Source organism: Mycobacterium sp. 48b (genome assembly GCF_048282725.1).
Lineage (GTDB): Bacteria > Actinomycetota > Actinomycetes > Mycobacteriales > Mycobacteriaceae > Mycobacterium.
This window is the reverse complement of sequence record NZ_JBLVUL010000001.1, coordinates 3043074-3069377: the sequence shown is the minus strand read 5'-3', so window position 1 is coordinate 3069377 and position 26304 is coordinate 3043074. Positions and strand designations below refer to the sequence as shown.

26 protein-coding genes are annotated in these 26304 nt (G+C 68.1%); 6 read left to right on the top strand and 20 right to left on the bottom strand.

The features are described from left to right. Positions 1 to 14: 14 nt before the first annotated feature. Genes ACNQR1_RS14950 through ACNQR1_RS14940 form a run of 3 tightly spaced genes read right to left on the bottom strand, consistent with a single transcriptional unit; the run spans position 15 to position 3345 of the window. Complete coding sequence (locus ACNQR1_RS14950; protein WP_418046993.1) at positions 15 to 854, bottom strand: transglutaminase family protein; 840 nt, start codon at positions 852 to 854, stop codon at positions 15 to 17. Continuing rightward, positions 855 to 1829, bottom strand: coding sequence for an alpha-E domain-containing protein (locus tag ACNQR1_RS14945; RefSeq protein WP_418046992.1), 975 nt, complete (start codon positions 1827 to 1829; stop codon positions 855 to 857). A gap of 13 nt (positions 1830 to 1842) precedes the next feature. Continuing rightward, on the bottom strand, positions 1843 to 3345 hold the full coding sequence (locus ACNQR1_RS14940) for a circularly permuted type 2 ATP-grasp protein (protein WP_418050374.1): 1503 nt from the start codon (positions 3343 to 3345) through the stop codon (positions 1843 to 1845). 396 nt (positions 3346 to 3741) lie between these two features. Here ACNQR1_RS14940 and rpsT point away from each other — a divergent pair, with 396 nt between their 5' ends. After that, the gene (gene rpsT / locus ACNQR1_RS14935) at positions 3742 to 4002 is read left to right on the top strand and encodes a 30S ribosomal protein S20 (RefSeq protein WP_044522939.1); all 261 of its coding nucleotides are present in this window, start codon (positions 3742 to 3744) and stop codon (positions 4000 to 4002) included. Positions 4003 to 4035: 33 nt separating this feature from the next. Here rpsT and holA read toward each other — a convergent pair whose 3' ends face one another. The 4 genes from holA to ACNQR1_RS14915 all read right to left on the bottom strand — a co-directional run bounded on the left by holA (position 4036) and on the right by ACNQR1_RS14915 (position 8300). Next, positions 4036 to 4986 carry a DNA polymerase III subunit delta gene (holA, locus tag ACNQR1_RS14930; RefSeq protein ID WP_418050373.1) on the bottom strand — a complete coding sequence of 317 codons (951 nt, stop codon included), beginning with the start codon at positions 4984 to 4986 and terminating at the stop codon, positions 4036 to 4038. Positions 4987 to 5011: 25 nt separating this feature from the next. Continuing rightward, positions 5012 to 6598 (bottom strand): ComEC/Rec2 family competence protein, encoded by a 1587-nt coding sequence (locus tag ACNQR1_RS14925; protein WP_418046991.1) that lies wholly within the window; start codon positions 6596 to 6598, stop codon positions 5012 to 5014. After that, positions 6579 to 7418, bottom strand: coding sequence for a helix-hairpin-helix domain-containing protein (locus ACNQR1_RS14920; RefSeq protein ID WP_418046990.1), 840 nt, complete (start codon positions 7416 to 7418; stop codon positions 6579 to 6581). Before ACNQR1_RS14920 ends, ACNQR1_RS14925 begins: the two co-directional genes overlap by 20 nt. Before the next feature lie 87 nt (positions 7419 to 7505). Beyond that, positions 7506 to 8300 (bottom strand): SPFH domain-containing protein, encoded by a 795-nt coding sequence (locus tag ACNQR1_RS14915; RefSeq protein ID WP_418046989.1) that lies wholly within the window; start codon positions 8298 to 8300, stop codon positions 7506 to 7508. Positions 8301 to 8471: 171 nt separating this feature from the next. On the opposite strand from ACNQR1_RS14915, the gene ACNQR1_RS14910 reads away from it, so the two are divergent. Continuing rightward, positions 8472 to 9524 carry a dihydrodipicolinate reductase gene (locus ACNQR1_RS14910; RefSeq protein ID WP_418046988.1) on the top strand — a complete coding sequence of 351 codons (1053 nt, stop codon included), beginning with the start codon at positions 8472 to 8474 and terminating at the stop codon, positions 9522 to 9524. Here ACNQR1_RS14910 and ACNQR1_RS14905 read toward each other — a convergent pair. The 3 genes from ACNQR1_RS14905 to ACNQR1_RS14895 form a co-directional block, all read right to left on the bottom strand. Then, entirely contained in the window at positions 9502 to 9879 is a 378-nt protein-coding gene (locus ACNQR1_RS14905; RefSeq protein ID WP_418046987.1) for a transcriptional regulator, read from the bottom strand. The two genes, ACNQR1_RS14910 and ACNQR1_RS14905, sit on opposite strands and share 23 nt — an antisense overlap. Next, a complete protein-coding gene (locus ACNQR1_RS14900) occupies positions 9876 to 10340 on the bottom strand; it encodes a hypothetical protein (protein WP_418046986.1) in 465 nt (154 codons plus the stop codon). The genes ACNQR1_RS14905 and ACNQR1_RS14900 overlap by 4 nt, the downstream gene beginning before the upstream one ends. A gap of 87 nt (positions 10341 to 10427) precedes the next feature. Next, positions 10428 to 11015 carry a TetR/AcrR family transcriptional regulator gene (locus ACNQR1_RS14895; protein ID WP_418046985.1) on the bottom strand — a complete coding sequence of 196 codons (588 nt, stop codon included), beginning with the start codon at positions 11013 to 11015 and terminating at the stop codon, positions 10428 to 10430. 197 nt (positions 11016 to 11212) lie between these two features. On the opposite strand from ACNQR1_RS14895, the gene ACNQR1_RS14890 reads away from it, so the two are divergent. Then, a complete protein-coding gene (locus tag ACNQR1_RS14890) occupies positions 11213 to 11923 on the top strand; it encodes an emopamil-binding protein (protein ID WP_418046984.1) in 711 nt (236 codons plus the stop codon). 107 nt (positions 11924 to 12030) lie between these two features. Here ACNQR1_RS14890 and ACNQR1_RS14885 read toward each other — a convergent pair whose 3' ends face one another. From ACNQR1_RS14885 to ACNQR1_RS14850, 8 genes are all read right to left on the bottom strand, one after another. Further along, positions 12031 to 12876: a DegV family protein gene (locus ACNQR1_RS14885; protein ID WP_418046983.1), complete on the bottom strand. Its 846-nt coding sequence runs from the start codon at positions 12874 to 12876 to the stop codon at positions 12031 to 12033. Positions 12877 to 12878: 2 nt separating this feature from the next. Beyond that, a complete protein-coding gene (gene octT, locus ACNQR1_RS14880) occupies positions 12879 to 13616 on the bottom strand; it encodes a diglucosylglycerate octanoyltransferase (protein WP_418046982.1) in 738 nt (245 codons plus the stop codon). Further along, positions 13606 to 14283: a glucosyl-3-phosphoglycerate phosphatase gene (gene gpgP, locus ACNQR1_RS14875; RefSeq protein ID WP_418046981.1), complete on the bottom strand. Its 678-nt coding sequence runs from the start codon at positions 14281 to 14283 to the stop codon at positions 13606 to 13608. The genes octT and gpgP overlap by 11 nt, the downstream gene beginning before the upstream one ends. A gap of 7 nt (positions 14284 to 14290) precedes the next feature. Next, positions 14291 to 14677, bottom strand: a complete 387-nt coding sequence (gene rsfS / locus ACNQR1_RS14870; RefSeq protein ID WP_418046980.1) for a ribosome silencing factor — start codon at positions 14675 to 14677, stop codon at positions 14291 to 14293. After that, the gene (gene nadD, locus ACNQR1_RS14865) at positions 14674 to 15321 is read right to left on the bottom strand and encodes a nicotinate-nucleotide adenylyltransferase (RefSeq protein WP_418046979.1); all 648 of its coding nucleotides are present in this window, start codon (positions 15319 to 15321) and stop codon (positions 14674 to 14676) included. The genes rsfS and nadD overlap by 4 nt, the downstream gene beginning before the upstream one ends. Before the next feature lie 81 nt (positions 15322 to 15402). Then, complete coding sequence (locus ACNQR1_RS14860) at positions 15403 to 16857, bottom strand: vWA domain-containing protein (RefSeq protein ID WP_418046978.1); 1455 nt, start codon at positions 16855 to 16857, stop codon at positions 15403 to 15405. Continuing rightward, complete coding sequence (locus ACNQR1_RS14855; protein ID WP_044522897.1) at positions 16857 to 17744, bottom strand: AAA family ATPase; 888 nt, start codon at positions 17742 to 17744, stop codon at positions 16857 to 16859. Before ACNQR1_RS14855 ends, ACNQR1_RS14860 begins: the two co-directional genes overlap by 1 nt. A 30-nt stretch (positions 17745 to 17774) precedes the next feature. After that, a complete protein-coding gene (locus ACNQR1_RS14850) occupies positions 17775 to 19040 on the bottom strand; it encodes a glutamate-5-semialdehyde dehydrogenase (protein WP_418046977.1) in 1266 nt (421 codons plus the stop codon). Positions 19041 to 19123: 83 nt separating this feature from the next. Here ACNQR1_RS14850 and ACNQR1_RS14845 point away from each other — a divergent pair, with 83 nt between their 5' ends. After that, positions 19124 to 19984 (top strand): ribokinase, encoded by an 861-nt coding sequence (locus tag ACNQR1_RS14845; protein ID WP_418046976.1) that lies wholly within the window; start codon positions 19124 to 19126, stop codon positions 19982 to 19984. 45 nt (positions 19985 to 20029) lie between these two features. Further along, positions 20030 to 20854: an enoyl-CoA hydratase/isomerase family protein gene (locus ACNQR1_RS14840; RefSeq protein ID WP_418046975.1), complete on the top strand. Its 825-nt coding sequence runs from the start codon at positions 20030 to 20032 to the stop codon at positions 20852 to 20854. Here the strand turns inward: ACNQR1_RS14840 and ACNQR1_RS14835 are convergent. Then, positions 20851 to 23505: a CocE/NonD family hydrolase gene (locus ACNQR1_RS14835; RefSeq protein WP_418046974.1), complete on the bottom strand. Its 2655-nt coding sequence runs from the start codon at positions 23503 to 23505 to the stop codon at positions 20851 to 20853. The genes ACNQR1_RS14840 and ACNQR1_RS14835 overlap by 4 nt on opposite strands. Positions 23506 to 23643: 138 nt before the next feature. Further along, on the bottom strand, positions 23644 to 25686 hold the full coding sequence (locus ACNQR1_RS14830; RefSeq protein WP_418050372.1) for an NAD(+) synthase: 2043 nt from the start codon (positions 25684 to 25686) through the stop codon (positions 23644 to 23646). Positions 25687 to 25743: 57 nt separating this feature from the next. Here ACNQR1_RS14830 and ACNQR1_RS14825 point away from each other — a divergent pair, with 57 nt between their 5' ends. Continuing rightward, positions 25744 to 26283 carry a cysteine hydrolase family protein gene (locus ACNQR1_RS14825; RefSeq protein ID WP_418046973.1) on the top strand — a complete coding sequence of 180 codons (540 nt, stop codon included), beginning with the start codon at positions 25744 to 25746 and terminating at the stop codon, positions 26281 to 26283. Positions 26284 to 26304: the final 21 nt, after the last annotated feature.

The following is a 26304-nucleotide window of genomic DNA, read 5'->3' as shown; positions in this document are numbered from 1 at the left end:
CGCGCTGTGAGCTGTCAGGCCAGTCGGGTGACCTCCACGACCACGTCGAGATCCGTCGACCCCTCGCCCGAATAGATCCCCTTGAGCGGGGCCACATCCGAGTAGTCCCGGCCCACGCCGACACTCACGTACTGCTCGTTGATCTCCGCGTCGTTGGTCGGGTCGTAGTGCCACCAGCCGCCGGTCCACGCCTGAATCCAGGCGTGGCTCTGCCCGTCGATCGTGTCCCCCACCACCGCCTCGTGCGACGGATGCAGGTAACCCGAGACGTACCGGGCCGGAATCCCCATGGACCGCAGCATGATCAGCGAAAGATGGGCGAAGTCCTGGCACACCCCTTTGCCCTCGCGCAGGGCATCCAGGCCGGAGGAGTGCACCCCGGTGGTCCCCGGCACGTAGTCGAGCTCGCTGCGTACCCACTGCGCCACCGCCCCGACGGCTTCGAACGGGTCGTGATCCTTGGCGATCCGTTGTCCCACCCGGGCGATGCGCTTGCTGTCCGGCGTGTAATGCGTCGGGCTGAGCACCTCGTCGAACCGGTCGATCACGGCCTCCGAGCGCAGATCATCCCAGCCGACCAACTCCTCGGGTTTCTCCGCGACCTCGGTCTCGACCACTGAGGACCCCGAGACCTCCAATTCGGTGTGCGGGGCGTGCAGATCGAATGCCGTCACCGCCGTACCCCAGTAGTCGACATACCGATAAGACCTGGTGGCGGGGATGGTCTCGACGCGGTTCAGGATCACGTTCTGGCGCGAATCCGAACGCGGTGTCAGGCGGGCCTCGTTGAAGGACGCGGTCACCGCCGACTTGTAGGCGTATCCCGTGGAATGCACCACCCGTAGCCGCCACATCTAAACTTCACCCTCCTCGATCACGACCGCATCCCCGTGCCCGGCATCCGTCCAGGCCACCCACGGCGCGGAGTGGAAGTACTGCAGCGCCAACGCTTCTCCGACATCGCGGCAGGTTTTCTGCAGCCCGGCCAGCCGGGCGTCCAGAGATTCGAGCAGCGCACCCGGCTGCAGGAACTCCAGCTCGCTGCGGGCCCGGCCCAGAAGGCGTTGCGCCTCGGCGGTGGCCCCCAGCCGGCTGTGCGGCCGGTTGAGCAACTCGTCGAGACTGTGCTCGGCCAACCGCAGCGAATAGAAGATCGACCGCGGGAAAAGCCGGTCCAGCAGCATGAACTCGACCACACGGCCGGCGTCCAGCGCGCCGCGGTAGGTACGCAGGTACGTGTCGTGGGCCCCGGCCGAGCGCAACAACGTGACCCACGCCGGCGACGACCCGCTGTCCCCGACCCGCGACAGCAGCAGCCGCACGGTCATGTCGACGCGTTCGATCGCACGGCCCAGCACCATGAAGCGGTAGCCGTCATCGCGGCTCAACGTCGAGTCGGCCAGCCCGGCGAACATCGCCGCACGGCCCTCGACGTACGACAGGAACTCATGCGGGCCCAGACGTTTGGCCGCGCGCTCCCGCTCGGCCAGCGCGTTGTAGGTGGTGTTGAGGCACTCCCAGATCTCGGTCGAGGTGACCTCCCTGGCACCGCGGGCATTCTCGCGCGCCGCCGAGATCGAGTCGACGATCGAATTGCCGCCGCTGTCGCGACTGAACGCCACGACGTCGGTCAACGACCACACGTCCAGTCGACGCGTGGGCGGCTCGATCCCGAGCACCCGCAGCAGTGTCCGCGAGGCGACATCCGGATCGACGCTGGAGTCCTCCAGCAGCTGATGCACCGTGACGTCGAGGATGCGTGCAGTGTCGTCGGCCCGTTCCACATAACGTCCGATCCAGTACAGCGACTCGGCATTGCGCGCGAGCATCTACTCCCACCCCCTACTGCTGTTGCTGCGACGACGAACCCTCAGGCGCGCCATTGCCTTTGGGCCCCTTGGCGGATTTGGGCAGCGACCGCACCACCTCGGCCGCGGCCAGCTCGCGGTCGGCCGCCGACGTCCGCGACGCCAGCACCCAGGTGTCCTTCGACCCGCCGCCCTGACTGGAGTTGACCACCAACGACCCTTCGGGCAGCGCGACCCGGGTCAGGCCGCCGGGCAGTACCCAGACGTCGTTGCCGTCGTTGACCGCGAACGGCCGCAGGTCCACGTGCCGGGGCGCCAGCTTGTTGTCGATCTGGGTGGGCACCGTGGACAGCTGCATCACCGGCTGGGCGATCCAACCGCGGGGGTCGGCGCGGATCTTCTTCGCGATCGCCGCGAGCTCTTTGTCCGAGGCATCCGGGCCGAACACGATGCCGTACCCGCCCGAGCCCTCGACCGGTTTGATGACGAGTTCGTCGATCCGGTCGAGCACCTCCTCGCGTTCGGTTTCCAGCCAACAGCGGTAGGTGTCGACGTTGGCCAGGATCGGCTTCTCCCCCAGGTAGTACTCGATGATGGTCGGCACGTAGGTGTAGACGAGCTTGTCGTCACCGACCCCGTTGCCCACCGCGCTGGAGATCACCACGTTGCCCGCGCGGGCGGCGTTGAGCAGGCCGGCCACCCCGAGCATCGAGTCGGGGCGAAACTGCATCGGGTCCAGGAAGGTGTCGTCGATGCGGCGATAGATCACGTCGACCTGGCGCTCGCCTTCGGTGGTGCGCATGTAGACGGCGTTGTCGCGGCAGAACAGGTCGCGGCCCTCGACCAGCTCGACGCCCATCTGACGGGCCAGCAGCGAGTGTTCGAAGTACGCCGAGTTGTAGACACCGGGCGTGAGCACCACGACGGTGGGATCGGCGACGTTGGTGGGTGCGGCGTTGCGCAGCGCCCGCAGCAGGTGCGACGAGTAGTCGCCGACGGCGCGCACCCGATGAGTGGCGAACAGGTTCGGGAAGACGCGCGCCATGGTGCGCCGGTTCTCCATCACGTAGGACACCCCCGACGGCGAGCGCAGGTTGTCCTCGAGCACCCGGAAGTCGCCCTTGTCGTCGCGGATCAGGTCGATGCCCGCGACGTGGATGCGCACCCCGTTGGGCGGGACGATGCCCGCGGCTTCGCGGTGGAAGTGCTCGCACGAGGTCACCAACCGGCGCGGGATGACGCCGTCGCGCAGGATCTCCTGCTCGCCGTAGATGTCGTCGAGGTACATCTCCAGCGCCTTGACCCGCTGGGTGATGCCACGTTCCAGCCGCGACCATTCGGCCGCCGAGATCACCCGCGGCACCAGGTCCAGCGGGAACGGCCGCTCCTGCCCGGACAGCGAGAACGTGATGCCCTGGTCGATGAATGCCCGGCCCAGCGCGTCCGAGCGTGAGCGCAGCTCCGACGCATCCGACGGAGCAAGCTCGGCAAAGATGCCCTTGTAGGGGCCACGGACGTTGCCGGCGGCGTCGAACATCTCGTCGAACGCCTCCGAGTACCGGCCCAGCTGGTTGTAGCCGTCGAAGATGCCCTGATGTTTGACGCGGCGTGCCGAAGCGGCACGTTGGCCGGCCGACCTCGACCCGTTCGAGTCGGCTCCTTGCGCACGGACAGTTCTCAGGCTCACCCTCATCATGCTGCCGCACCTGGCCGGGTTTCGCCGGGTCAATGACCCAGCCCGTTTCGGCAGGCCAAAGGGCGGTTGAGGTGGTATTAGGGTGGAAAAACCGGACGTCTGCACCCGACGTTTCCGCTGCACCGCTTTGGGAGTTCAGACCTCTCGCTGGTACCCTGAACAGTCGCTGCCCGCAGTGCGGGTGTGCGCACCCAGACTTCGGTAACCCCAGCTAGAGAACTACGAAGGAATTTTTACGTGGCCAACATCAAGTCGCAGGAAAAGCGCATCCTCACCAACGAGCGTCGTCGGCTGCGTAACCAGTCCGTGAAGTCGTCGCTGCGTACGGCTGTGCGCAGCTTCCGCGAGGCCGTCGAGGCGGGCGAGAAGGACAAGGCCGCCGAGTTGCTGGTGGCGACCAGCCGCAAGCTCGACAAGGCCGCCAGCAAGGGCGTCATCCACGCCAACCAGGCCGCCAACAAGAAGTCGGCTCTGGCCCTGGCGCTGAACAAGCTCTGATCCTCGGGTTCAACCCGCAGTAGTTTTCCCGGTTCACCGGGTGGCGAGTTCCGCCACCCGGCGTACCGCTGTTTCAAGGGCGTAGTCGGCATCCGCCGCTGCGCCCTTTACGTCTGCATTGAGCGTGGCGACCACCCGCATGGCCTCGGCCACCGAGTCACGCGACCATCGGCGCGCCTGCTTCTGCGCCTTCTGCACCCGCCACGGCGGCATCCCCAGTTCACCGGCCAGCCGGTAGGGATCCCCCGACAGCGGACCCACCCGCGCGATCGTGTGCACAGCCTCGGCCAGCGCGTCGGCCAACACCACCTGCGGCTCACCGGCCAGCATCGCCCACCGCAACGCCTCGGCAGCCCCGGCGACATCGCCGGTGACCGCCTTGTCGGCGATGTCGAAGCCCTTCACCTCGGCCTTACCGCTGTGATAGCGACGCACCGCGACCGCGTCGACCTCCCCGGCGGTGTCGGCCACCAGCTGTGAGCACACCGCGGCGAGCTCACGGATGTTCGATCCGACCGCATCGAGCACCGCGCTGACCGTGTCGTCGGACACCTTGACCCGCAGTGCGCGGAACTCGGCACGCACGAAATCCGCCCGCTCGGCGGGCTTGGTGATCTTGGCGCACGGATGCACTTGTGCGCCAAGCTTTTTCAGCTGATCAGCCAGCGCCTTGGCCCGGCCACCACCGGAGTGGATGACGACCAGCACGGTGCCCGGCGGCAGATCGGCTGCGACCGAGGCGATGAGCGCCACGGCATCCTTGCCCGCCTCGGCCGCGGCCTCCAGCACCACCATGCGTTCCTCGGCGAACAGTGACGGGCTCAGCAGTTCGGCGAGCTCGCTGGTGCTGACCTCGCCGGCCCGCATCCGGTCGACCGGGACGTCGTCAGACCCGGCCTGCTGGCGCAGCGCCCGCAGCACCGTCCCGACCGCTCGTTCGACGAGCAGTTCCTCATCGCCCAGAACCAGGTGCAGACCGTCGATCTGTTCACTCACACCGATGATCGTGTCACGCCGACCCGACAGCTCCGAGCACCTGGCCCGCCAGCGCCCAGGCCAGCAGGCCCAACGCCGACACGGCCAGCCCGCGACGTACCCAGCGCAGCCGCCACAGCACCGTCAACGCCACTCCGCCCGATGCCACCGACACCACACCGGCCCATCCAGAGGGGGACGGCAGCGCAGCCGCGGGCAGTGTCGACGCCCACCGTGCCACCGACAGCAGCCACCACAGCTCGGGCCCGGTGAAGCGGATCAGCAGCTGCGCGCCGGCGGGCCAGATGCCCGCACCCACCGCCGCCGCGGTGCCGAGGATCGTGATCGGCGGAATCACCCCCGCCACCGCGAGATTGGCGGCCACCGCCACCACGCTGACGGTTCCGGAGATCCCCGCCACGAGTGGCGCCGTGACCAACTGGGCCACCACCGCGACGCTGACGGCCGCCGCCAAGGGGCGCGGCCAGCCACGGGCTTCCAGTCGACCCGACCACACGGGAGCGAGGACGACGATGCCCGCCGTGGCGCACACCGACAACGCGAACCCGACATCGACAGCGAGTTCGGGGGCGGCGATCATCAACACGATCACGCTGGCGGCCAGTGCGGGCACCGCCTGCCGCCGCCGGTGGGTCAACACCGCCAGCAGCGTCACCGCGCCCATCACCGCAGCCCGCAGCACGCTGGCCGACGGCTGCACCACGATGACGAAACCGACCAGGCCGGCCCCGGCCAGAAGCACCGCCGCCCGCGGACCGATGAGCGCGGCGCTCAGCAACAGCGCGCCGCAGACGATGGTCACGTTGGCCCCCGACACCGCGGTCAGATGCGTGAGACCCGCTGTGCGGAACTGCCCGGTGGTCGTGGCGGTGAGGGCCGAGGTGTCCCCGAGCACCAGCGCGGGCAGCATGGCTGCCTGATCGGCGGGCAGCGCCGCACGCGCCGCCTCCGCGAAGCGCGAACGTATCTGCGCCGCAACACGTTGCACGGCCGAGGCCTCCCCCAGCGTCGGCGGGTCCGACGCCGCCAGCACGGCCACACTCAGGTCCTTGCGGTCCGGGCGTCGCACGGTGGCCCGGAACCGCACCGGAGTCCCGGGATCGGCCCGGCCGAAAGCTGCCGGCGCGAACACCAGCACCCGGCCCGACATCGGGACCTGATCGACCTCACGCAGCGCGGCGCGGAACATCAGCCGGCCGCCGTTGATCACCCGCGGTGTCTCCCCGGGCACCACCTCGACCGTCGTCGCCGCACCGTAGAGCCGGCCGATCGGGTGATGCTCGACCTGATGCACGCGTAGCCCGACGGCTACCGCGAAGCCGGCAGCCACGGCCGCGACGGCCAGCACCGCGGCTGCGATCGATTGGTTGTCGGTACCTTCCGAGTGCGCGCCACCCCATCGCCCGGCCAGCCAGGTCAACCCCACGGCACCCAGCCCCACCACCGCCGCGGCACCGGGATGCCAGACGATGCCGGCCGCCGACACCGACCACGCGGTCAGGGCGGCCGGGACGATCCGCAGATCGAGGGGCTGTCCCTCGGTCGCCACGTCGCCGCCCCGGCCGGCACCTCCCGCATCGTCACGCCCGAACCAGCTCACGCAGTTTCTCCAGCCGCGCCGGACCGATCCCGTCGACATCGCCGAGCTGATCGACGCTGTCGAACCGGCCGTGCGCACCACGCCAGGCGACGATCGCCTCGGCCGTCACCGGGCCCACGCCGGGCAGCGCGTCGAGTTCCTCGACGGTCGCGGAATTGAGGTCCACCGGTTCCTTCGGTGCGCCGGACGCAGACACCGGGGCGCCGGGTTGGCCCGAGGGCGCCGGAGTGTCGCCTGCGACCGAACTGCCCATGGTCGCCGGTTGGCCTGCCGGCGGGTCGATGCCGACCACGATCTGTTCACCGTCACCGACCTTGCGAGCCATGTTCAACCCGATCAGGTCGGCCCCGTCGAGCGGCCCGCCTGCGGCTTCCAGCGCATCGGCGATCCTGGCCCCGGGCTGCAGGGTCACCAGGCCCGGCTTGTGCACCAGGCCGACCACGCTGACGACCACCTGCCCTCCCGCGGCAGTGGCCGCCGGTGTCGGGCCTGCCGACGAAACCATCTGAACCGGTGGAAGATTCGCCGAGGCGACCGGTGGCGGCTGCTGGCGGATCAGGGCGAAGACGGTGACCAGGATCGCGAGCACCCCGACCCCGGCCAGCCCGAGAGCCCCGGCACGGCCGGGATCGGCACGCACGGCGGCCCACCAACCCGGGCCGTGCCCCGCTGCGGTATCGGGCAACCATCTCGACAGCGCGCTCTCGGACGCGGTGTCACGGTCTGGCCCGCCGTCGCCCTCGGCGTCGGGATCATCTGCGCCGCCCGGTCGGCCGCCGCCCAGGCGACGAAGCCGCTCTACCGACAAATCGGTTCCCATGTCCGCGACGGTAGGTGCGGATGGCGACCGTTCCGGGCTCCCCGGCCCTCGGCCCCGGCCGGCTGTGGATGAATCTCGCGCTGTGGATTACCTGCCCGCCGCACCGTTGGAGGACGGTGGGGGTGTGACCCGCTCCAGGAAACGCAGCAATTCCACCGGGAACGGCAGCACCACGGTCGAGTTCTTCTCCGCGGCCACTTCGACCACCGTTTCCAGCAGCCGCAGTTGCAGCGCGGCCGGCTCGGCAGCCATCACGTCGGCGGCCGCGGCCAGTTTCTCCGAGGCCTGCAGTTCACCGTCGGCGGTGATGACGCGGGCCCGCCGTTCCCTCTCGGCCTCGGCCTGACGAGCGATGGACCGTTTCATCGAATCCGGCAACACGACATCTTTGATCTCGACCCGGTCGATGTGAATCCCCCAGCCCACCGCAGGGTTGTCGATGAGCAGTTCCAGGCCCTGATTGAGCCGCTCCCGGTTGGACAGCAGGTCGTCCAGATTGCTCTTGCCGATGATCGACCGTAGCGAGGTCTGGGCGACCTGACCGATCGCCGACATGTAGTCCTGGACGTCGACCACAGCCCGTACGGGATCGATCACCTTGAAGTAGATGACGGCGTCGACGCGCACGGTGACGTTGTCGCGGGTGATGCCGTCCTGGGCGGGGATCGGCATGGTGATGATCTGCATGTTGACCTTCTGCAACCGGTCGGCGACCGGGATGAGCATCGTCAGGCCGGGCTGCCTGACCTTGTCGCGGACCCGGCCCAACCGGAACACGACGCCGCGTTCGTACTGTCTGACCACGCGGATGTTGCTCATTCCGAGCCAGAACAGGGCGACGGCGCCGGCCCCCACCGACGCGACCGCGTAGAGCATGTCCATGATCCGACCTCGATTCATGGCTTCGCCGGGGCGGAGCGTGCCCCATAACTCGATTGTGCGACGGCGGTGTGCCTCCCGCCAGGGCGGCGGCCGGACGGTGCGCCTACCGGTGGTGAACAGGTTCCCGATAGTGTCTAGAGTCCAGCGCAGGGCTCAGCGAGGGAGGCGATCATGACCGCAGCGGGTAGGCCGATTCGGGTCATCCAGTGGACCACCGGCAACATCGGACGACGCTCGCTGCACGCGATTATCGGTCGCGACGACATGGAGCTCGTGGGTGTGTTCGCCCACGGCGCCGACAAGGTCGGCCTCGACGCCGCCGAGTTGGCCGGGTGGCCCGAGCCCACGGGGGTGCTGGCCACCAACTCCATCGAGGAACTGATCGCGCTGAAACCCGACGCGTGCTGTTACAACCCGTTGTGGCCCAACATCGACGAACTCGTCGCACTGCTTGAGGCCGGGGTCAACGTGTGTTCCAGCGCGGCCTGGATCACCGGCGGCAAGCAGACCCCCGAAGACCTCGATCGCATCCGGAAGGCCTGCGAGACCGGCAATTCCACGATCTTCGGCAGTGGTGCCCACCCGGGCATGACGAACATGGTCGGCATGGTGCTGTCCGGGTCCTGCGAGCGCGTCGAGGAGATCCGCATCACCGAATCGGTGGACTGCTCGACCTACGAATCGGCGGGCACCCAGTCGGCGATGGGATTCGGTCAGGACCCCGACACCCCGGGCCTGGCCGAGAGCGTGCGCCGCGAGAGCGAGGTGTTCGCCGAATCCGCGGCGATGATGGCCGATGCCATCGGCGCCAAGCTGGACCGGATGACCTTCGACGTCACCTTCACCGCGGCCACCGACGATTCCGATCTGGGCTTCATGCAGATCCCCAAGGGCACCGTGGGCAGTGTGTACGGCTACCACCGCGGCTGGGTCGGCGACAAGAACGTGGTCAGCGTCGGTTTCAACTGGACCATGGGCGATCACGTCACCCCGCCGAAACCCCTTGAGCACGGCCACGTCATCCAGGTCTTCGGACTGCCCAACATGCGCACCGTGCTGCACTGCCTGCCGCCCAAGGACTGGACCGAACCCGGCTTCATGGGGCTCGGCATGATCTACACCGCGCTGCCGGTCACCAACGCGGTGCCCGCGGTGGTGGCCGCCCCACCCGGAATCGTGACGCTCAAGGATCTGCCGCCGATCACCGGCCGGTTCGCCGGCTGACGCCCGCTGCGACGTCGTCGTCGATGGCCGTTTCGTCGGCTCCGCCGCCGATGCTTGTTCCGTCGGCTCCGCCGACGATGGCCCTCAGGGCCGCGACGTGACCCTCGAACGCCACCCGGCCGGCGTCGGTGAGCCTGGCGTGCACCTTGTGCCGGCTGGCATCGAGGCGCCGCTCGGTGGCGACATACCCCGCGTTTTCCAGAATCGCCAGCTGCTTGGACAACGCTGAATCCGAAAGTCGCAGTGTCTCTTTGAGATAGGAGAACTCAGCCCAGTCCGCCGCGGCCAGCGTCGCCACCAGCGTCAAGCGTGTGCTGGGGTGGATCAGTTCGTCGAAGCACGGCCTCGCCGTCATGCATTGGCCCAACGGCACAGAGTTCGCAGAATCTCGGGGCCACCCAGTCCGACGATCGCGGCGACGAACACCGCGGCCGCGGTTCCGGCATGACGGGCACCGTCGGCGTCCAGCAGAAATCCTGCTGCAATCGTGACGGCGACCAGCGCGATCAGCATGCCGATCACCACCACCGGAACCCGGCGGCCGGCCGTATCGGCGCTGACCTGCAGGCGGCCGGTCCTGCGGCGGCCGTTCAGGCGGCGCGACGCGATCGTGGAATGAGCGATACCGAACCCGACGGTGGCGGCGATGGCGAGCCACTGCGGGCCGAAATCGCCAATGACCCCGAGGCAGACCCACGCCGCCGCCAGAAGCCACCAGTACCACCGCGGCAGCCCGACTTCATCCGCCACCCGCGCCGTGGCGTCGTCGACGGCATCCAATGCAGCGCGAGCATCGGCCGGAGTTGCGTCACCCATGGCCACTCCTCACTTTCCTGTATGGAAAGTAGGCTTCCAGTTTCCAGATGGGAAAGTCAAGGGTCGGATGTCATGGAAGCACCGGAGCTAACTCGTCACAGCCCGAGCCCTGTCCACAACGGCGTCCACGATCGCAGTCGCCGCATGCAAAGAGCTCTCGAGGCCGGCGTCGGTAGCAGCCAGGTCCAGCAACGCCGAGATCAGCCCGACCAGCGCACCCGCCGCCAGAGTCACCACCGGGTCGTCGGCCGGACGGCCGAGATCTGCGGCGAATTCCCTCGTCACGGCGAGCCGGGCCGCAGTCACCGCCGTCGTCTCCGACCCCCGCAGGATCGGGTTGGCTGCCAGCATCGCCGCATGCATGGACATGCTCTCGCCGTGCTCGGCCGCTTCCCGCTCGATCCAGGCGTGCAGAACCTCCAGAACCGACGTGCCCGGAGCCCGACCGCCACACGCTTCGTCCAACCGCTGTGCGGCGTCCGCGCCGTACGCCAATGCCAGGTCCAGTTTGGTCGGGAAATACAGCGTCAAGGTGCGCGTCGACACTTCGGCCTCATCCGCAATCTGCGCCAAAGTAGTTGCTTCATAACCATTTTCGGCGAACAAGCGCAAGGCCGCACGCTCGATGGCGGCACGGCGGCGGACCCGCGATCGCTCCCTGAGCCCTTCTGCCATGCGATCAGCATACCCAAAGTATGGCAGATACAACTTTTACTATTGACAGCAATATTACTACCTAAGGTACTTTTCGATCGTCGCGCACCACGCTCGAAAGGCCACCGATGACAACGACGACACCCACGACACATTCGACTCCGATCAGACCGCAATACTTCTGGCGCCCGTTTGCCCCGCACCGGGCCCGGATCTACGTGATTGGCACAGTGATCGAGACGCTGTTCCTGTTGATCCCCACCATCGGCGTTCAGGTCGGATGGTTACAGCCGACGCTGGCCCTCGACGTAGTCGCCAACATCATCCTCACGCTGCCGTTCGTTTTCCTACCGATGGTCGTGTTGTGGGACGCACCGGGTGAGCACCGCACCGCGATGGAAAAGGGAGCCGAACTGATCCTGGTGTGGCTGCCGTTCACCGCATTCAGCCAGATCACCTACGAACTGCCGTTTCTGATCGGCAACGTCCTGGGCACCTGGAAAGAGACCGACAATCCCGGCTGGCAATGGATCTGGTGGCAGTACGCCCAGGCCGACACCCGCTGGTGGGGCACAAATCCCTACATGTTCGCCCTGGAACTGGTCGCCGTCACCAGCGGCATCACCATCCTGGGATTGTGGCTGAAGCTCTTGCGACCCACCACCACCGACGAGGACCGTATTCGCGCCCTGTGGTGGTGCTTCCTGCACATCGCGATGATCTCGGCCTGCACGGTGGTGTACTTCGTCTCCGAGGTCAGGGCGGGTTTCGTCAACATCGGTCAAGGCTGGTTCTACGGAGTGGGTTTCAAGTTCCTGTTCATGAACCTGGCCTTCATGACCTACCCCGTCCCCACTCTCTACTTCATCCAACGCCAGATCGACTTTCTCACCCGCCGCTGCGGACCCCGGACGGAGATGCGTTCTTAGGTCCACAGCCGCAATCACTGCATTGCCGCGCCGTTTTCCACCTGGCGGTCGTGCGCGCCGCCGATAGACAACCCACAGGTAGAAACCGGCGTCGAGAATTTCGGGGACTACCCCTGAGCATCCTCGACGGTGATGCAGGCACCGACCGCGCCGCCACCGACGTGTACGGCGAGTACCGGACCCATGTCCGTCACCGACAGTGACCGCAGGTTCGGAAGGCGGTTGGTGAGCGCGGCCGCGATCTCCTCGGCGCCGTCCGCGTTGTCGACGTGGTGCACGACGACGCTGACGGCGCGATCGCCCGCCGCGTCGGCGATCTGATCGACAAGTGCCGCATGCGCTTTCGATATCGTCCGGATGCGCTGCGACAGCACCAGCCGGCCGTCCACATCCAGACGCAGCAGCGGTTTGAGTGACAGTGCCGTGCCCAGCCACGATGCCGCCGCACCGATCCGGCCGCTGCGCCGCAGGTTGTCCAGCCGGTGCACCACGATGAAGGCCTGCCCCCGCGGAATGGCGGCGCGCGCCGCCGCCTCGACTGCGTCGAGTGTCCCTCCGCCACGCGCTGATTCGGCTGCGGCCAGGGAGACGAAGCCCACCCCCATTGCCGCCGCCCGGGAATTCACCACCCGAACGGCCTGTCCGATTTCGCGGGCGACCGCTGCTGCGGTGCTGTAGGTGCTCGAAAGCGCCGCTGAAATATGCACTGCCACAACACCGTCGCCGCCGCTGTCGGCCAGCGCCTGCCGATAGGTCTCCGCGAGGTCGGCGGGCGAGGCCCCCGACGTCGTGACCCGCGGCCGGTCGTAGATCGCCGAAGGAATCGGGTCGACGCCATCGCGCCAGTCGCTGCCCTCGTCGAGGATGTGCAACGGCACCTGCCGGATTCCCCACTGCTCGCACAACTCGGGCCGCAACCGCGACGTCGAGTCGGTCACCACCATGACCGCCATCGTCAGTCTGTGGAATCCAGTTGTGGCACACCGGCTTCGGCAAGACCTTTGAGCATCAGCTCGGCCACGGCCCGGTGGGCCTCGAAATTCCAGTGGATGCCGTCGGGATTGCCGCGCCCGCCGAGGACCTCGTCGGCCACCGCGGCCTTGAGGTCCACCAGCGGCACCTCGTGCTCCTGCGCCCAGGCCGTGATCGCCCTGACCGTGGGCTCGCGGCCGTGATGGGCCTTGCCGTACGTGTCGGCGATGTGCACCGACGGCAGCGAGGCGACCACCGGAATACCCGGCCGGTTGAAATCGATGGCGTTGCGCGTCATCTCCAGGTACTCGACCGTGACGTGTGGGGGCAGTGCCGATCGTGAGATCGGTGACAACCGGGGCTGGATCCAGCCGTACCCGTCCCGCGCCCAGCGCCGCAGCCAGGCCGGGCGCACATACCGGATCAGCTCGCGCAGCGCTGTCGGCAGCGGCGACGGCAGCGAATCCATGCCGCTGGTGGCGAAGACCACCGCCCCGGCGCGCGGCAACGCCGCCCACGCCCGCGGGTCCTGGGTCGAGGCCCACCAGACGTCGCGGGTGGTCCAGCCGATCCGGCCGATGAGTTCCACGTCCCAGCCCAGCTGGTCGGCCACGATGTTGGGCCAGATCCGCGGATCGTCGGACGGCAGACCACCGGTCGGGCCGAAATAGGACAGGGAGTCGGCGAACACCAACAACACCGGCCTGCGATCAGAGGACATCGTTGGCCACCTGCGCCGAGGCGTTCCAGACGTCCAGCCGCCACCGGATCGCATCCATATCCGACTCGTCGGCGGTGTCTCCCGAGTGTCCAGACAGCTGAACCCAACTGGCGTTACCCATACCGCCGAGCACCGGCCAGTTGTCTACCGGCAGGCCGAGCAGCCCGGCGGTGAGCGCCGCGATCAGCCCGCCGTGCGCGACGAGCACAACTGGGCGGTCCGAGCCATCCAGACCCCACTCCCCTTGTCCGGCAAGAAGTTCAGTCACCACCGGAAGACTGCGGTCGGCCACGTCGACCCGGCTCTCACCGCCGTGCGGTGCCCACCGCGCGTCCTCGCGCCAGGCCGCGCGAGCGCCCGGGGCCATCGTGTCGACTTCCTGATGGGTCAAGCCCTGCCAGTCCCCCAGATGCGTCTCACGCAGTCGCTTGTCCACCTGTACAGCGATCCCGGCGCGATCGCCGAGGGTCACCGCGGTGTCGAGGGCACGCTTGAGGTCCGAGGACACGATCAACAGCGGCTGCCGCTTGGCGAGCACCTCGGCAGCCGCGGCGGCCTGATCGCGGCCGAGTTCGGACAGCTCGGTGTCGAGCTGACCCTGCATCCGGCTACCCGCGTTGTACTCGGTCTGGCCGTGGCGCAACAGCACCAGCCGACGGACCTTCATCGCGCCCTCATTCCGCCGACTCCGAGTCCGCCGGCCCGCCGAGCTCTACTGGAACCGTCGGGCAGTCGCGCCACAACCGTTCCAGCGCGTAGAACTCCCGCTCGTCCTGGTGCTGAATGTGCACCACGATGTCGATGTAATCGAGCAACGTCCAGCGCCCCTCGCGAGTGCCCTCGCGGCGCGCGGGCTTGTAGCCGGCCAGCCGCATCTTGTCCTCGACCTCGTCGACGATCGCATTGACCTGGCGCTCGTTGGAGGCCGACGCGATCACGAAGCAGTCGGTGATCACCAACTGCCCCGACACATCGATGACGACCACATCGTCTGCCAGCTTGGCCGAGGCAGCCTGGGCGGCCACCGTCGCCATCGCGACAGCCTCGTCGGTCGCGCTCATCGAACCGGCTCCATGATGTGTTCACCCTTCCCGTCTGCGGAGTACAACCCGCGTTTGGTCACGTACTGGACCACGCCGTCGGGCACCAGGTACCAGATCGGCCGGCCTTCGGAGGCCCTCTTGCGGCAGTCGCTGGAGGAGATCGCCAGCGCGGGCACCTCGACCAACGTCAATGCGTCCGGCGGCAGCTCGCGCAGTGCCGCCTCGATATGGTCACCGTCCAGCTCGTAGCCCGGCCGGCTGACGCCGACGAACCTCGCCATGGAGAACATGTCTTCCCAGTTCTGCCAGGACAGGATCGAAGCCAGGGCATCGGCTCCGGTGATGAAGAACAACTCGGTGTCGGCGTTGAGATCACGCAGGTCACGCAGGGTGTCCTTGGTGTAGGTCGCCCCGCCCCGGTCGATGTCGACCCGGCTGACCGAGAAACGCGGATTGGACGCGGTCGCGATCACCGTCATCAGATACCGGTCCTCTGCCGCGCTGACCTGGCGGTCGTGTTTCTGCCACGGCTGGCCGGTCGGGACGAAGACCACCTCGTCGAGATCGAACAGGTCGGCCACCTCGCTGGCAGCGACCAGGTGTCCGTTGTGGATGGGGTCAAACGTCCCACCCATCACACCCAGTCTGCGCCGTCTTGCCACAAAGAGGCAGCTTACGGGAGCGTTGACGGGCGCAGGCACCCGCGCGAACGCGGCGGCGCGGGGGCGACGCGATCCGCGGGCTCAGACCGGCAGCAACCCGTCGATCACCGCGGCCAGCTGCTTGGCCGAGCGGCACTCGTGCATCGGGACGGTTTCGAGGTATTTCGGCGCCGCGGAGTCCCCACTGCCCCACAGGTGCTTGGGCTCCGGGTTGAGCCAGTGCGCGTGGCGGCTGGCCGACACCATATGGGCGAGCAGCGCCGTCTCCGGGTTGCGGTAGTTGTTGCGACCGTCGCCCAGTATCAGCAGCGAACTGCGCGGAGACAGCACGTTGGGGTACTTGTCCAGGAACGACACGAAGGCGTGGCCGTAGTCGGAGTGCCCGTCACGGGTGTAGACACCCGCCTCACGGGTGATGCGCTGGACGGCGACCGCCAGGTCGGCCTCCGGCCCGAACATGTCGGTGACCTCGTCGGTGGTGTCGATGAAGGCGAAGACCCGAACCCGGGAGAACTGCTGGCGCAGCGCCGAGACCAGCATCAGGGTGAAGTGGCTGAATCCGGCGACCGACCCGGACACGTCGCAGAGCACCACGAGCTCGGGACGCGCCGGATGCGGCTTCTTGAGCACCACGTCGATCGGCACACCGCCGGTGGACATCGACTTGCGCAGCGTCTTGCGCAGGTCGATCTCCCCGGACCGGGACCGGCGGCGCCGGGCCGCCAGCCGCGTCGCCAACGTACGCGCCAGCGGCTGCACGGTCTTGCGCATCTGGCGCAGCTGCTCACCCGAGGCGCGCAGGAACTCGACGTTCTCGGCCAGCTGCGGCACCCCGTACATCTGCACGTGGTCCCGGCCCAACTGCTCGGCGGTGCGCCGCTTCGTCTCGGACTCGACCATCTTGCGCAGCTGGGAGATGCGCTGGGCGGCCAGGGCTTTGGCGATCTCCTCCTGGGTCGGCGTGGGCTCCTCGCCGTAGGGGGCGAGCAGTCCGGCGAGCAGCCGGCCCTCCAGATCGTCGAGGCTCATGGCCTTGAGCGCCTGATACGACGAGTAGGACGGGCCGCGGCTGGAGTTGTAGCGGCCGTAGGCCTCGACGATGCGGGCGATCATCGCCGCCATCCGGTCATCGAGGTTGGCCAGGTCCTCGTTGTCGGCCAGCATCTGCACCAACGCGTCGCGCATCGCCTCGATGTCCTCGGGCGGCAGCTGGGGCCGATCCTGCTCACCGGCCTCGCCCTCGTCGTCATCCGGGAGCACGGTGCGCGCGCCGAGCGCCGCCGGAAAGAACAGGTCGAACATCGCGTCGTAGGTCTCGCGGTGGTCGGGACGCCGCAGCACCGCGCAGGCGATGCCCTCGCGCAACGCCTCGCGATCTCCCAGTCCCAGCACGGTGATCACCCGGCCAGCGTCGACGGTTTCCGACGGGCCGACCGAGATTCCCTGCCCGCGAAGGGCTTCGACGAACTCGACAAGATGCCCGGGCAGGCCGTGCGGGGCCAGCGGCTGGGGCGGTCGAACCCGGCGGGGCACCATTAGTTCAGCCTGAGCTCGCCGGCGGCGCGCTGTTGGTCCGACTGGTGTTTGAGCACCACGCCGAGGGTGGCGGCGATCATCTCGTCGTCGATGGTGTCCAGCCCCAGCGCCAGGACGGTGCGGCCCCAGTCGATGGTCTCGGCGACCGACGGCAGCTTCTTGAGCTGCATACCGCGCATCACACCGATGATGCGCACCAGTTCGGTGGCGATGTGCTCGGGCAGTTCGGGCACCCGGGACAGCAGGATGCGGCGCTCCAGATCCGGGTCCGGGAAGTCGATGTGCAGGAACAGGCAGCGACGTTTGAGGGCCTCGGAGAGCTCACGGGTGGCATTCGAGGTGAGGACGACGAACGGCGGGCGCTCGGCGGTGATCGTGCCGAGTTCCGGGACGGTGACGGCGAAGTCGGAGAGCACCTCCAACAGCAGGCCCTCGATCTCGATGTCGGCCTTGTCCGTCTCGTCGACCAGCAGCACGGTCGGGTCGGTGCGCTTGATCGCGGTCAGCAGCGGACGGGTCAGCAGGAACTCTTCGCTGAAAACGTCCATCTTGGTCTGGTCCCAGTCACCGCCGTTCGCGTTCTGACCGGCCTGGATCCGCAGGATCTGCTTGGCGTGGTTCCACTCGTAGAGTGCGCGGGCCTCGTCGACGCCCTCGTAGCACTGCAACCGCACCAGCTCCGAGCCGGTGGTCGCGGCCACCGCGCGGGCCAGCTCGGTCTTGCCGACACCCGCGGGCCCCTCCACGAGCAATGGCTTACCGAGCCGGTCGGCGAGGAAAACCGCTGTCGCGGTGGCGGTATCGGGCAGATATCCGGTCTCCGCCAGGCGCCGCGCGACATCGTCGATGTCGGCGAACAACGGAGCGGGGCGAGCGGGAACGCTCATGTGGTCTCCTGGTCTCTGTCTGGTCGGCGGCTAGGCCGGGCGGGTCTGACCGTCTCCCCACACGATCCATTTGGTCGAGGTCAGTTCGGGCAGGCCCATGGGTCCGCGGGCATGCAGCTTCTGGGTGGAGATGCCGATCTCTGCGCCGAAACCGAACTGCTCTCCGTCGGTGAACGCGGTGGACGCGTTGACCATCACCGCGGCAGCATCCACCTGTTCGGTGAACCGCTGGGCCGCAGCAAGATTCGTTGTCACGATGGCCTCGGTGTGCCCCGTGCCGTACTCGTTGATGTGGGCGATCGCGGCGTCGAGACCGTCGACCAGGGCCACAGCGATGTCCATCGACAGGAACTCTGTGTGCAACTCCTCGTCGGTGGGGTCGGCGTGCACAGTGACCCCTGCCTCGCGCAACGCGGCGGTCAGCCGGGGCAGCGCGGTGTCCTTCAGCGCCTTGTCCACCAATAGCGTCTCGGCGGCATTGCAGACGCTGGGACGCCGGGTCTTGGAGTTCAGCAGGATCTTCTCGGCCAGGTCGATGTCGGCCGACTCGTGAACGTAGACATGGCAATTGCCGACGCCGGTCTCGATCGTGGGCACCTGGGCGTCGCGCACGACGGCCTCGATCAGTCCGGCTCCCCCGCGCGGGATCACCACGTCGACCAGGCCGCGGGCCTGGATCAGGTGGGTGACACTGGCGCGGTCGTGGCTGGGCAGCAACTGCACCGCATCCAGGGGCAAACCGACCGACGCCAGTGCCGAACGCAGCGCGGTCACCAGGGCCTCGTTGGACCGGGCCGCGGACGAACTACCGCGCAGCAGAGCGGCATTGCCGGATTTCAAGGTGAGCCCGAACGCGTCCACCGTGACGTTCGGCCGGCCCTCGTAGACCATGCCGACCACGCCGAGCGGCACCCGCTGCTGACGCAGCTGCAGGCCGTTGGGCAGGGTCCGGCCGCGCAGCACCTCGCCCACCGGGTCGGGTAGACCGGCGACCTGGCGCAGGCCGGCGGCGATGCCGTCGACGCGTTGCGGGTTGAGCGCCAACCGGTCGATGATCGACTCCGGGGTTCCGCCCTCACGGGCGGCCTCGACATCGGCGCCGTTGGCCGCGAGGATCTCGTGGACGTGGGCCAGCACGCTGTCGGCGGCGGCATGCAGCGCACGGTTCTTGGTCTCGGCGCTCAGGGTGCCCAGGACTCGGGCCGCGACACGTGCCCGACGCGCCGCCTCGTGCACCTGGTCGCGCAGATCGGCGTGCGGCACCGCAGTCGCCGGAGACTCTGTCTGAACGCTCATCTAGCCAGCGTATCGGACCTGTTCACGTCCTTCGACACGTGTCAGGCGCCACTGACGCCTCTGCCCGGTTAGCCTTTTCATCTATGGCCGCTGCGCGGGTTTGCGTCGTCGGGAGTATCAACGCCGATCTCACGTTCACCGTCGGTGCGCTGCCGCGCCCGGGACAGACGGTGCTCGCGTCGTCGCTGTCCTCGGCGCCCGGCGGCAAGGGCGGCAATCAGGCGGTGGCGGCCGCGCGGGCCGGCGCCGACGTCGAGCTGGTGGCCGCGGTCGGAGACGATCCCGCCGCCACGATCCTGCGTCGCCATCTCCAGGCCAACGGAGTCGGGGCCGACGCCGTGACCTGCATGCCGGGCCCGAGCGGATCCGCAGCGATCCTCGTCGACACCGTCGGGGAGAACTGCATCGTGGTGGCGCCGGGCGCCAACTCACGGCTCGAGGTGGATTCCGCGGCAGCCCGCTCGGCGATCGTGTGGAGCGAGGTGACCCTGATCCAGTTGGAGATCCCGGTCGCGACAGCGATCGCCGCGGCCAAGCTGGCCCGGGCCGCCGGGGCGGTGGTGATGCTCAACGCATCGCCGGGAGGCACACCCGCCCATCACCTGCTGGCCTTGTCGGAACTGGTCGACGTGGTGGTGGTGAACGAGACCGAGGCGGCGGAGTGGCATTGGCCGGTGCGGCATCTGGTGATCACCCGGGGCGCACGAGGGGCCAGCTACCTGGGCGAGGACGAGCGCTTCGACGTGCAGGCCCCCGCGGTCCGGGCGTTGGATACCGCCGGTGCCGGTGACGTGTTCGCCGGGGTGCTGGCCGCGGGGTGGACCACGGGCCACGAGCAGGCCCTGCGTCGCGCCTGCGCGGCCGGAGCACTGGCCACCCTGGTCCGCGGGGCCGGCAACTGCGCGCCGTCCGCCGTCGACATCGATGCCGTCCTGACACACTGAGACGGCCAACTGAAGCCGATACCGTTGGCGTTATAGTCGCCAACCATGACACAGGGACTCTCCCCACGGCCCCCCGAAGGCGACTGGCTCGGCACGCCATACCTGAAGTTCGAGCGCCAGGGCCCGTTCGGTGTGGTCACCCTGGATCGGCCCGAGGCCCGCAACGCGATGACCCCGGCAATGTACTTCGGCATCCGGTACGCGGTCACCCACGTCGAGGCGGACCCGGATCTGGCCGGCCTGCTCATCACGGGTACCGGAGACGTGTTCGCGCCGGGTGGTGATCTCGGCGGCGGCAACGGCGTCGACGACTGGATGAGCTTCGGTGCGGCCCTGTCGATGGACGTCACCCCGTTCGAAACCCTGCGCCAATCGGTCAAGCCGGTGGTGAGCGCGGTCAACGGACTGTGCCAGGGCGGTGGGCTGCAGATCGCGATCTGCAGCGACATGGCCGTGGTGAGCGACCGCGCCACGTTCCGGGTGCCCGAGTTGTACCGCGGCATCGCCGACACCTACTACAGCCAGATGCTGGCCCGCCTGATCGGCCCGGTCCGTACCCGCGACCTGATGTTCACCGGACGCACGCTCAGCGCGCAGGAGGCCGTCGACTGGGGCATGGTCGCCCGGATCGTGCCGCACGACGAATTACTCACTGCCGCAACCGAAGTACTGGCACAGTGCTGCCGGACCGCGCCCCGGGCCCGCGGGGTGGTCAAGTCCAGCCTGGACAACTACATGGGCCTCTACGACCGGATCGGCATGAAGGCCAGCTACAGCGGGGACGAGGCGATGGAAGGCTTCCGCGCCTTCAAGGCGCGCCGCTCACCCGAATGGGTCCATCCAGACCTGCGGGCCGAGGGCCGGCTCTAGACGCTGACCACCTCCTGGGCAGCGTCTGCTGCAGGCTGCACATTGGCCCCCGGTCCCGCGGTCGGCAGTGACACCTCCACACCGGAGATGTTGATGGCGCCGAACTGGGTGAAGTTGAGGAACGGCGTGGCCGAACTGGTGATCTGCACCGTGGCGGTGTGTCCGGGCTCCAGCGTGTAGGCCACGGCCTCCATCGGAATGGTGACGGTGTGTTCCTTGCCGTCGAGGGTGACCGGGATCGGCGTGACCACATTGCCGATCACCTGCCCGGTCTGATCGTCGACGATCTGGGCGTAGACGTGGCGACTGGTGCCGATGCCGGAGTAGGTCATCGTCAGTTCGGGCGCCCCGACAATCTGGGTCGGGGTGTCCGACGGCGCGGTCACCGTGGTGTTCACCGCGTTGGCGGCCTTGGTGCCGTCACCGAGCCCGAACGGAATCCCCGCGGCCCCCGGTCCCGAACCGCCGAGGATGGGGACGATCCCCAGCATGCCGCCGCTGCCCGTCGCCGTGACCGGAGTCCCGGCGAAGTCGGGGTCGGACGGCAGCAGATCGGATGTGTAGTGGTCGCCGTTCTGGTCGATCCACTGGAACGTGGGAATACTGCCCGCCAGAGCGCCATCAACATTCTCGCCCTTGTGCTTGACGTAGGTGTCCAGCCAGCTCAGCGTCGCCGTCTCGACCATCTCCGCACTGTCACCGGGCGGGGTCTCGCAGTTGCCGTGACCGCCGCAGAACCACACCATCTTCACCGGTACGCCGTTGGCGTCGAGAATCTGGGCGTTGTCCATCGCTTGCTGCAGCGGGAACAACACGTCGACGGTGCCCTGGATGATCAGCGTCGGCGCGGTGACCTTGTTGACCAGCGCGGTCGGGCCGCTGCTGGCCAGCAGGGCCTGCTGCTCGGGGGTCAGGATGCCGAGAAGCGCCCCGGTGAAGATGCCGCTGTAGAGCTGGTTGTTGATGTTGGCACCGGAGGTCACCAATGACAGCAGCAGCAGCGCCGCATACGACGTCTTGAACGCCCCGTTGGGGTAGAGCGAGCTGTTCAGCGAGTTCCACGAGATCGTCGGGACGATCGCGTCGACCCGGTTGTCGGTGCCCGCGGTCACCCACTGGATACCGCCGCCGTAGGACGGGCCCACCATGCCCATGCGCGGGTCGTTGGCCCCGTCGAGCTGGATCCCGGGTCGCTTGGCGACGTAATCGATCAGGGCCGACACGTCCCGGCCCTCGAAGAACGGATTGTCCAGCTGCAGGATCCCGCCCGAGTCGTGCTCGCCGCGCGAATCCCAGGTGACGACGTTGTAGCCCGCGTCCCGGAACGTGCCGACGCCGGTGGCGCCGCCCGAGTAGGGATTGGTGTCACCCGCGCTGGACAGGCCCGCGCCGCTGAAGATGGTCGGCGCCTCGTCCCCTTCCTGCAGGCCCGACGCCGGGAAGTAGTTCATGCTGATCTGCGCGCCGTCGAAGGACGTCACCTTGACCGTGTAGGCCACCGGGGTGCCCGCCGGCGCCAGTTCGCCGACGTCGACGTTGACGTCCACCATCTCGGCATCGCCGATGAGCGGCGCCAGCAGGTCGCTCACCACAGGCACCTGGTGGACGATCACCAGCACCTGCGGTACGAACGAGCCCACGATCGGAATCTGTTGCAGCGCAGCGTCGAACGCGGTGGTCTCGGCGACCAGGACCGTGAACTTCTCGGTACCGCCGCTGTCGACGACGGTCGCGTACGGCAGGAACGTGAAGGTCCCGTTGGCCGAGTTGAGGCGCACCTTGCCGCCTCCACTCGGGTCGCCGATCACGGTGTAGGTCAGCGGCAGCCCGCTCGAACTGGTGACCCCGGTGGTGCCGTGGATGATGCCGTCGGTGATCCCGACCGAGGGAGTCGCGGCGATGCCGCCGGTGGCACTCACGGACGGCGACACGGCGGCCGTGGAGAACTCGCGACGCGCGGCTGCCAGCAAGACCCACTCGGCGGGCGAATCGGTCGACGGCGCGGTAGGCGAGTTTCCGGCCAGCGTCCGGGCGATGTCGCTGACCACGGTCTCGATCAGGTTCCGGACGGGAGCCGGGCCGGCAGCAGGCGCTGTCTCGGTCTCTGGCGTCGCGGTGACCGCCTGCGGCGCCGCCGGTTCGTCGTTCTCGGCACGCGCTGGGACCGAAGTGCGGTCGCGCAGTGGACGGGGCAGGTTCGGCTTGGCGGACGAGAGGCCCTTCAGAGTCTCGGCGGGCTTGACGACCTTGGGTTTCTCGCCGGTCGCGTCCGAGTCGCCGCCGTGACGCGCCAGGCCGGCCTCGATCTTGGCCTGCGCCTCGGACAGCCGGTCGGTGATCGACTGCACGACGTCGGACTTCGGCGTCGTCGCACTGACCCGGTGCCGGCCGGATTCACCGAGCTTGGCCGCGCGGTCCTTGATCGCTGCGTGTACCGCGGCCTGCCGCGAAGATCGGGCGCTCTGCCGATCCTTGGCGGGGCCCTTCTTGGCGGCAGGCGCGGACGGGGATTCCGACGACGTGTCGCTGGAGCCGGGCGATGCCGAGGCCACCGGGGCACCCAACATTTGCCCACCGAGCACGACAGCCGATCCGACCCCGAGCGCAACCGCCAATCCGCCTACCCGGCCGACGTACTTCGCAGCACCCAACGCAACCTCCTCGACCCGACATTCGGCACCGGGCCGAACTGTGACCCGCCGCACATTAGCGCGCCGATGTGAGCCAGAAGGTTAGCTTGTCAATTTTTTGCGTCGTCAATTGGGTGAACCGGCCATCGGCCGGCGAATCTACTGCTCGGGGACGCTGCGCTCGATCTCGTCGAGCCAGATCCGCGCCGACATGTCCGACGGCGCCCGCCAGTCCCCCCGCGGCGACAGCGCGCCGCCGTGCGACACCTTGGGGCCGTTCGGCAGCGCCGAACGTTTGAACTGGGAGAACGAGTAGAACCGCTGCGCGAACACCTGCAGCCAGTGCCGGATCTCCTTCAGCGAGTACTCCGGGCGCTTGTCCTCGGGGAAACCTGCGGGCCAGTCACCGAGGGCCGCGTCATGCCAGGCATGCCAGGCCAGGAACGCCACCTTCGACGGCCGGAACCCGTGGCGCAGCACCTGGAACAACGAAAAGTCCTGCAGCGCATAGGGGCCCACCTTGGCCTCGCTGCTCTGGATCTCCTCGTCCTCCCCGGTGGGCACCAGCTCCGGCGTGATCTCGGTGTCCAGCACCGATTGCAGGACCTCGTTCACCTCACCGCCGAACTGGTCCGATGAGATCACCCACCGGATCAGATGCTGGATCAGGGTTTTCGGCACCCCGCCGTTGACGTTGTAGTGCGACATCTGGTCGCCGACGCCGTACGTCGACCAACCCAACGCCAGCTCGGACAGGTCGCCGGTGCCGAGCACGATGCCGCCGCGCTGATTGGCCAGCCGGAACAGATAGTCGGTACGAAGGCCCGCCTGAACGTTCTCGAACGTGACGTCGTAGACCTTCTCACCGCGGCCGAACGGGTGGTCCATCTCGGTGAGCATCAGCTCGGCCGTCTTCTTGATATCGATCTCGGCGAACGTCACGCCCAGGGCCCGGCTCAACCGGATCGCGTTGTTCTTGGTGCGCTCGCCGGTGGCGAAGCCCGGCAGGGTGAACGCGAGAATGTCGCTGCGCGGACGGTTTTCCCGGTCCATGGCCCGGGCCGCCACGATGAGGGCATGGGTGGAATCCAGACCGCCGGACACCCCGATCACCACTTTGGGATAGTTCAGCGCCCGCAGCCGCTGCTCCAGACCGGAAACCTGGATGTTGTAGGCCTCGTAGCAATCCTGTTGCAGCCGTGCGGGGTCCGCCGGCACGAACGGGAAACGCTCGATCTCGCGCAGCAGCCCGATATCGCCGGTCGGCGGGTCGAGCTGGAACTCGATGCGGCGGAACGAGTCCACTTGGGCGCCATGATTTCTGGCGTTGTCGTCAAAGGTGCCCATCCGCAGCCGCTCGGAACGCAGCAATTCCAGGTCCACGTCGGCCACCGAGCGTCGTTCACCGCGGGGAAAGCGCTCGCTCTCGGCGAGCAGCAACCCGTTCTCCCAGATCATGGTCTGGCCGTCCCAGGCCAGGTCGGTGGTCGACTCCCCCTCGCCGGCGGCGGCGTACACGTAGGCGGCCAGACACCGCGACGAGGCCGAACGGGCCAGCAACGCACGGTCTTCGGCGCGGCCCACGGTGATCGGGCTGCCCGAGAGGTTGGCCAGCACCGTCGCACCCGCCAGCGCGGCCTGCGCACTCGGCGGTACCGGCACGAACATGTCCTCACAGATCTCGACATGCAGGACCAGTCCGGGAAGGTCGGAGCCCACGAACAGCAGGTCGGGTCCGAACGGAACCTCCGCGCCGGCCACCCGGATGGTGCCGCGGACATCGGCGCCGGTTGCCATCTGCCTGCGCTCGTAGAACTCCCGGTAGGTCGGCAGGTAGGACTTGGGTGCCACGCCGAGAACGGCACCGCGGTGGATGACGACTGCCGTGTTGTAGATCCGGTGCCGGTGCCGCAGCGGCGCGCCCACAACCAGTACCGGTGTCAACACCACGGAGGCCGCGACGATTTCGATGAGCGCCTGTTCCACCGACTCCAGCAGCGCATCCTGCATCAGGATGTCGTCGATCGAGTAGCCCGACAAGGTCAGCTCGGGGAACACCGCGACGGCCGCGCCGTCGTCGTGGCAGGCCTGCGCCAACCGGAGCACCGATTCTGCGTTCGCCGGCGGATCCGCCAGCGCCGTGTGATGGGTGCAGGCGGCAACCCGCGCGAAACCGTGGCGGTAGGCGCTGTAGAAGTCCATCGCGCCCATTGTCACCCGAAAAGTGTCAAGATCGGGCCAATGGGTACCAAATGACGCATGAGCGATACCGCGTTGGTGGTTGTGGACATGCTCAACTCCTACCGGCACGAGGACGCCGAACTGCTGGCACCCAACGTGGCAGCGATCATCGACCCGCTGGTCGGACTGATCGGGGCCGCCCACGAGCGCGAGAACGTCGACGTGATCTACGTCAACGACAACTACGGCGATTTCACCGCCCAGTTCAGCGACATCGTCGACGCCGCGCTGACCGGTGAGCACCCGGATCTGGTGCGCCCGATCGCCCCCGCGGACGGCTGCCTGCTGCTGACCAAGGTGCGCCACAGCGTGTTCTACGCGACCGCACTGGACTACCTGTTGGGCCGGTTGGGCACCCGGCGGGTGATACTCGCGGGCCAGGTCACCGAGCAGTGCATTCTCTACAGTGCGTTGGACGCCTACGTGCGGCATTTCGACGTGGTGATCCCGTCGGACGCGGTGGCGCACATCGATGCCGGCCTGGGCGAGGCGGCGCTGCAGATGATGCAACGCAACATGAGCGCCGAGGTCGTGCCCGCGTCCGAATGCCTGGCCTGACGGGCGGCCTATCCTGGCGAG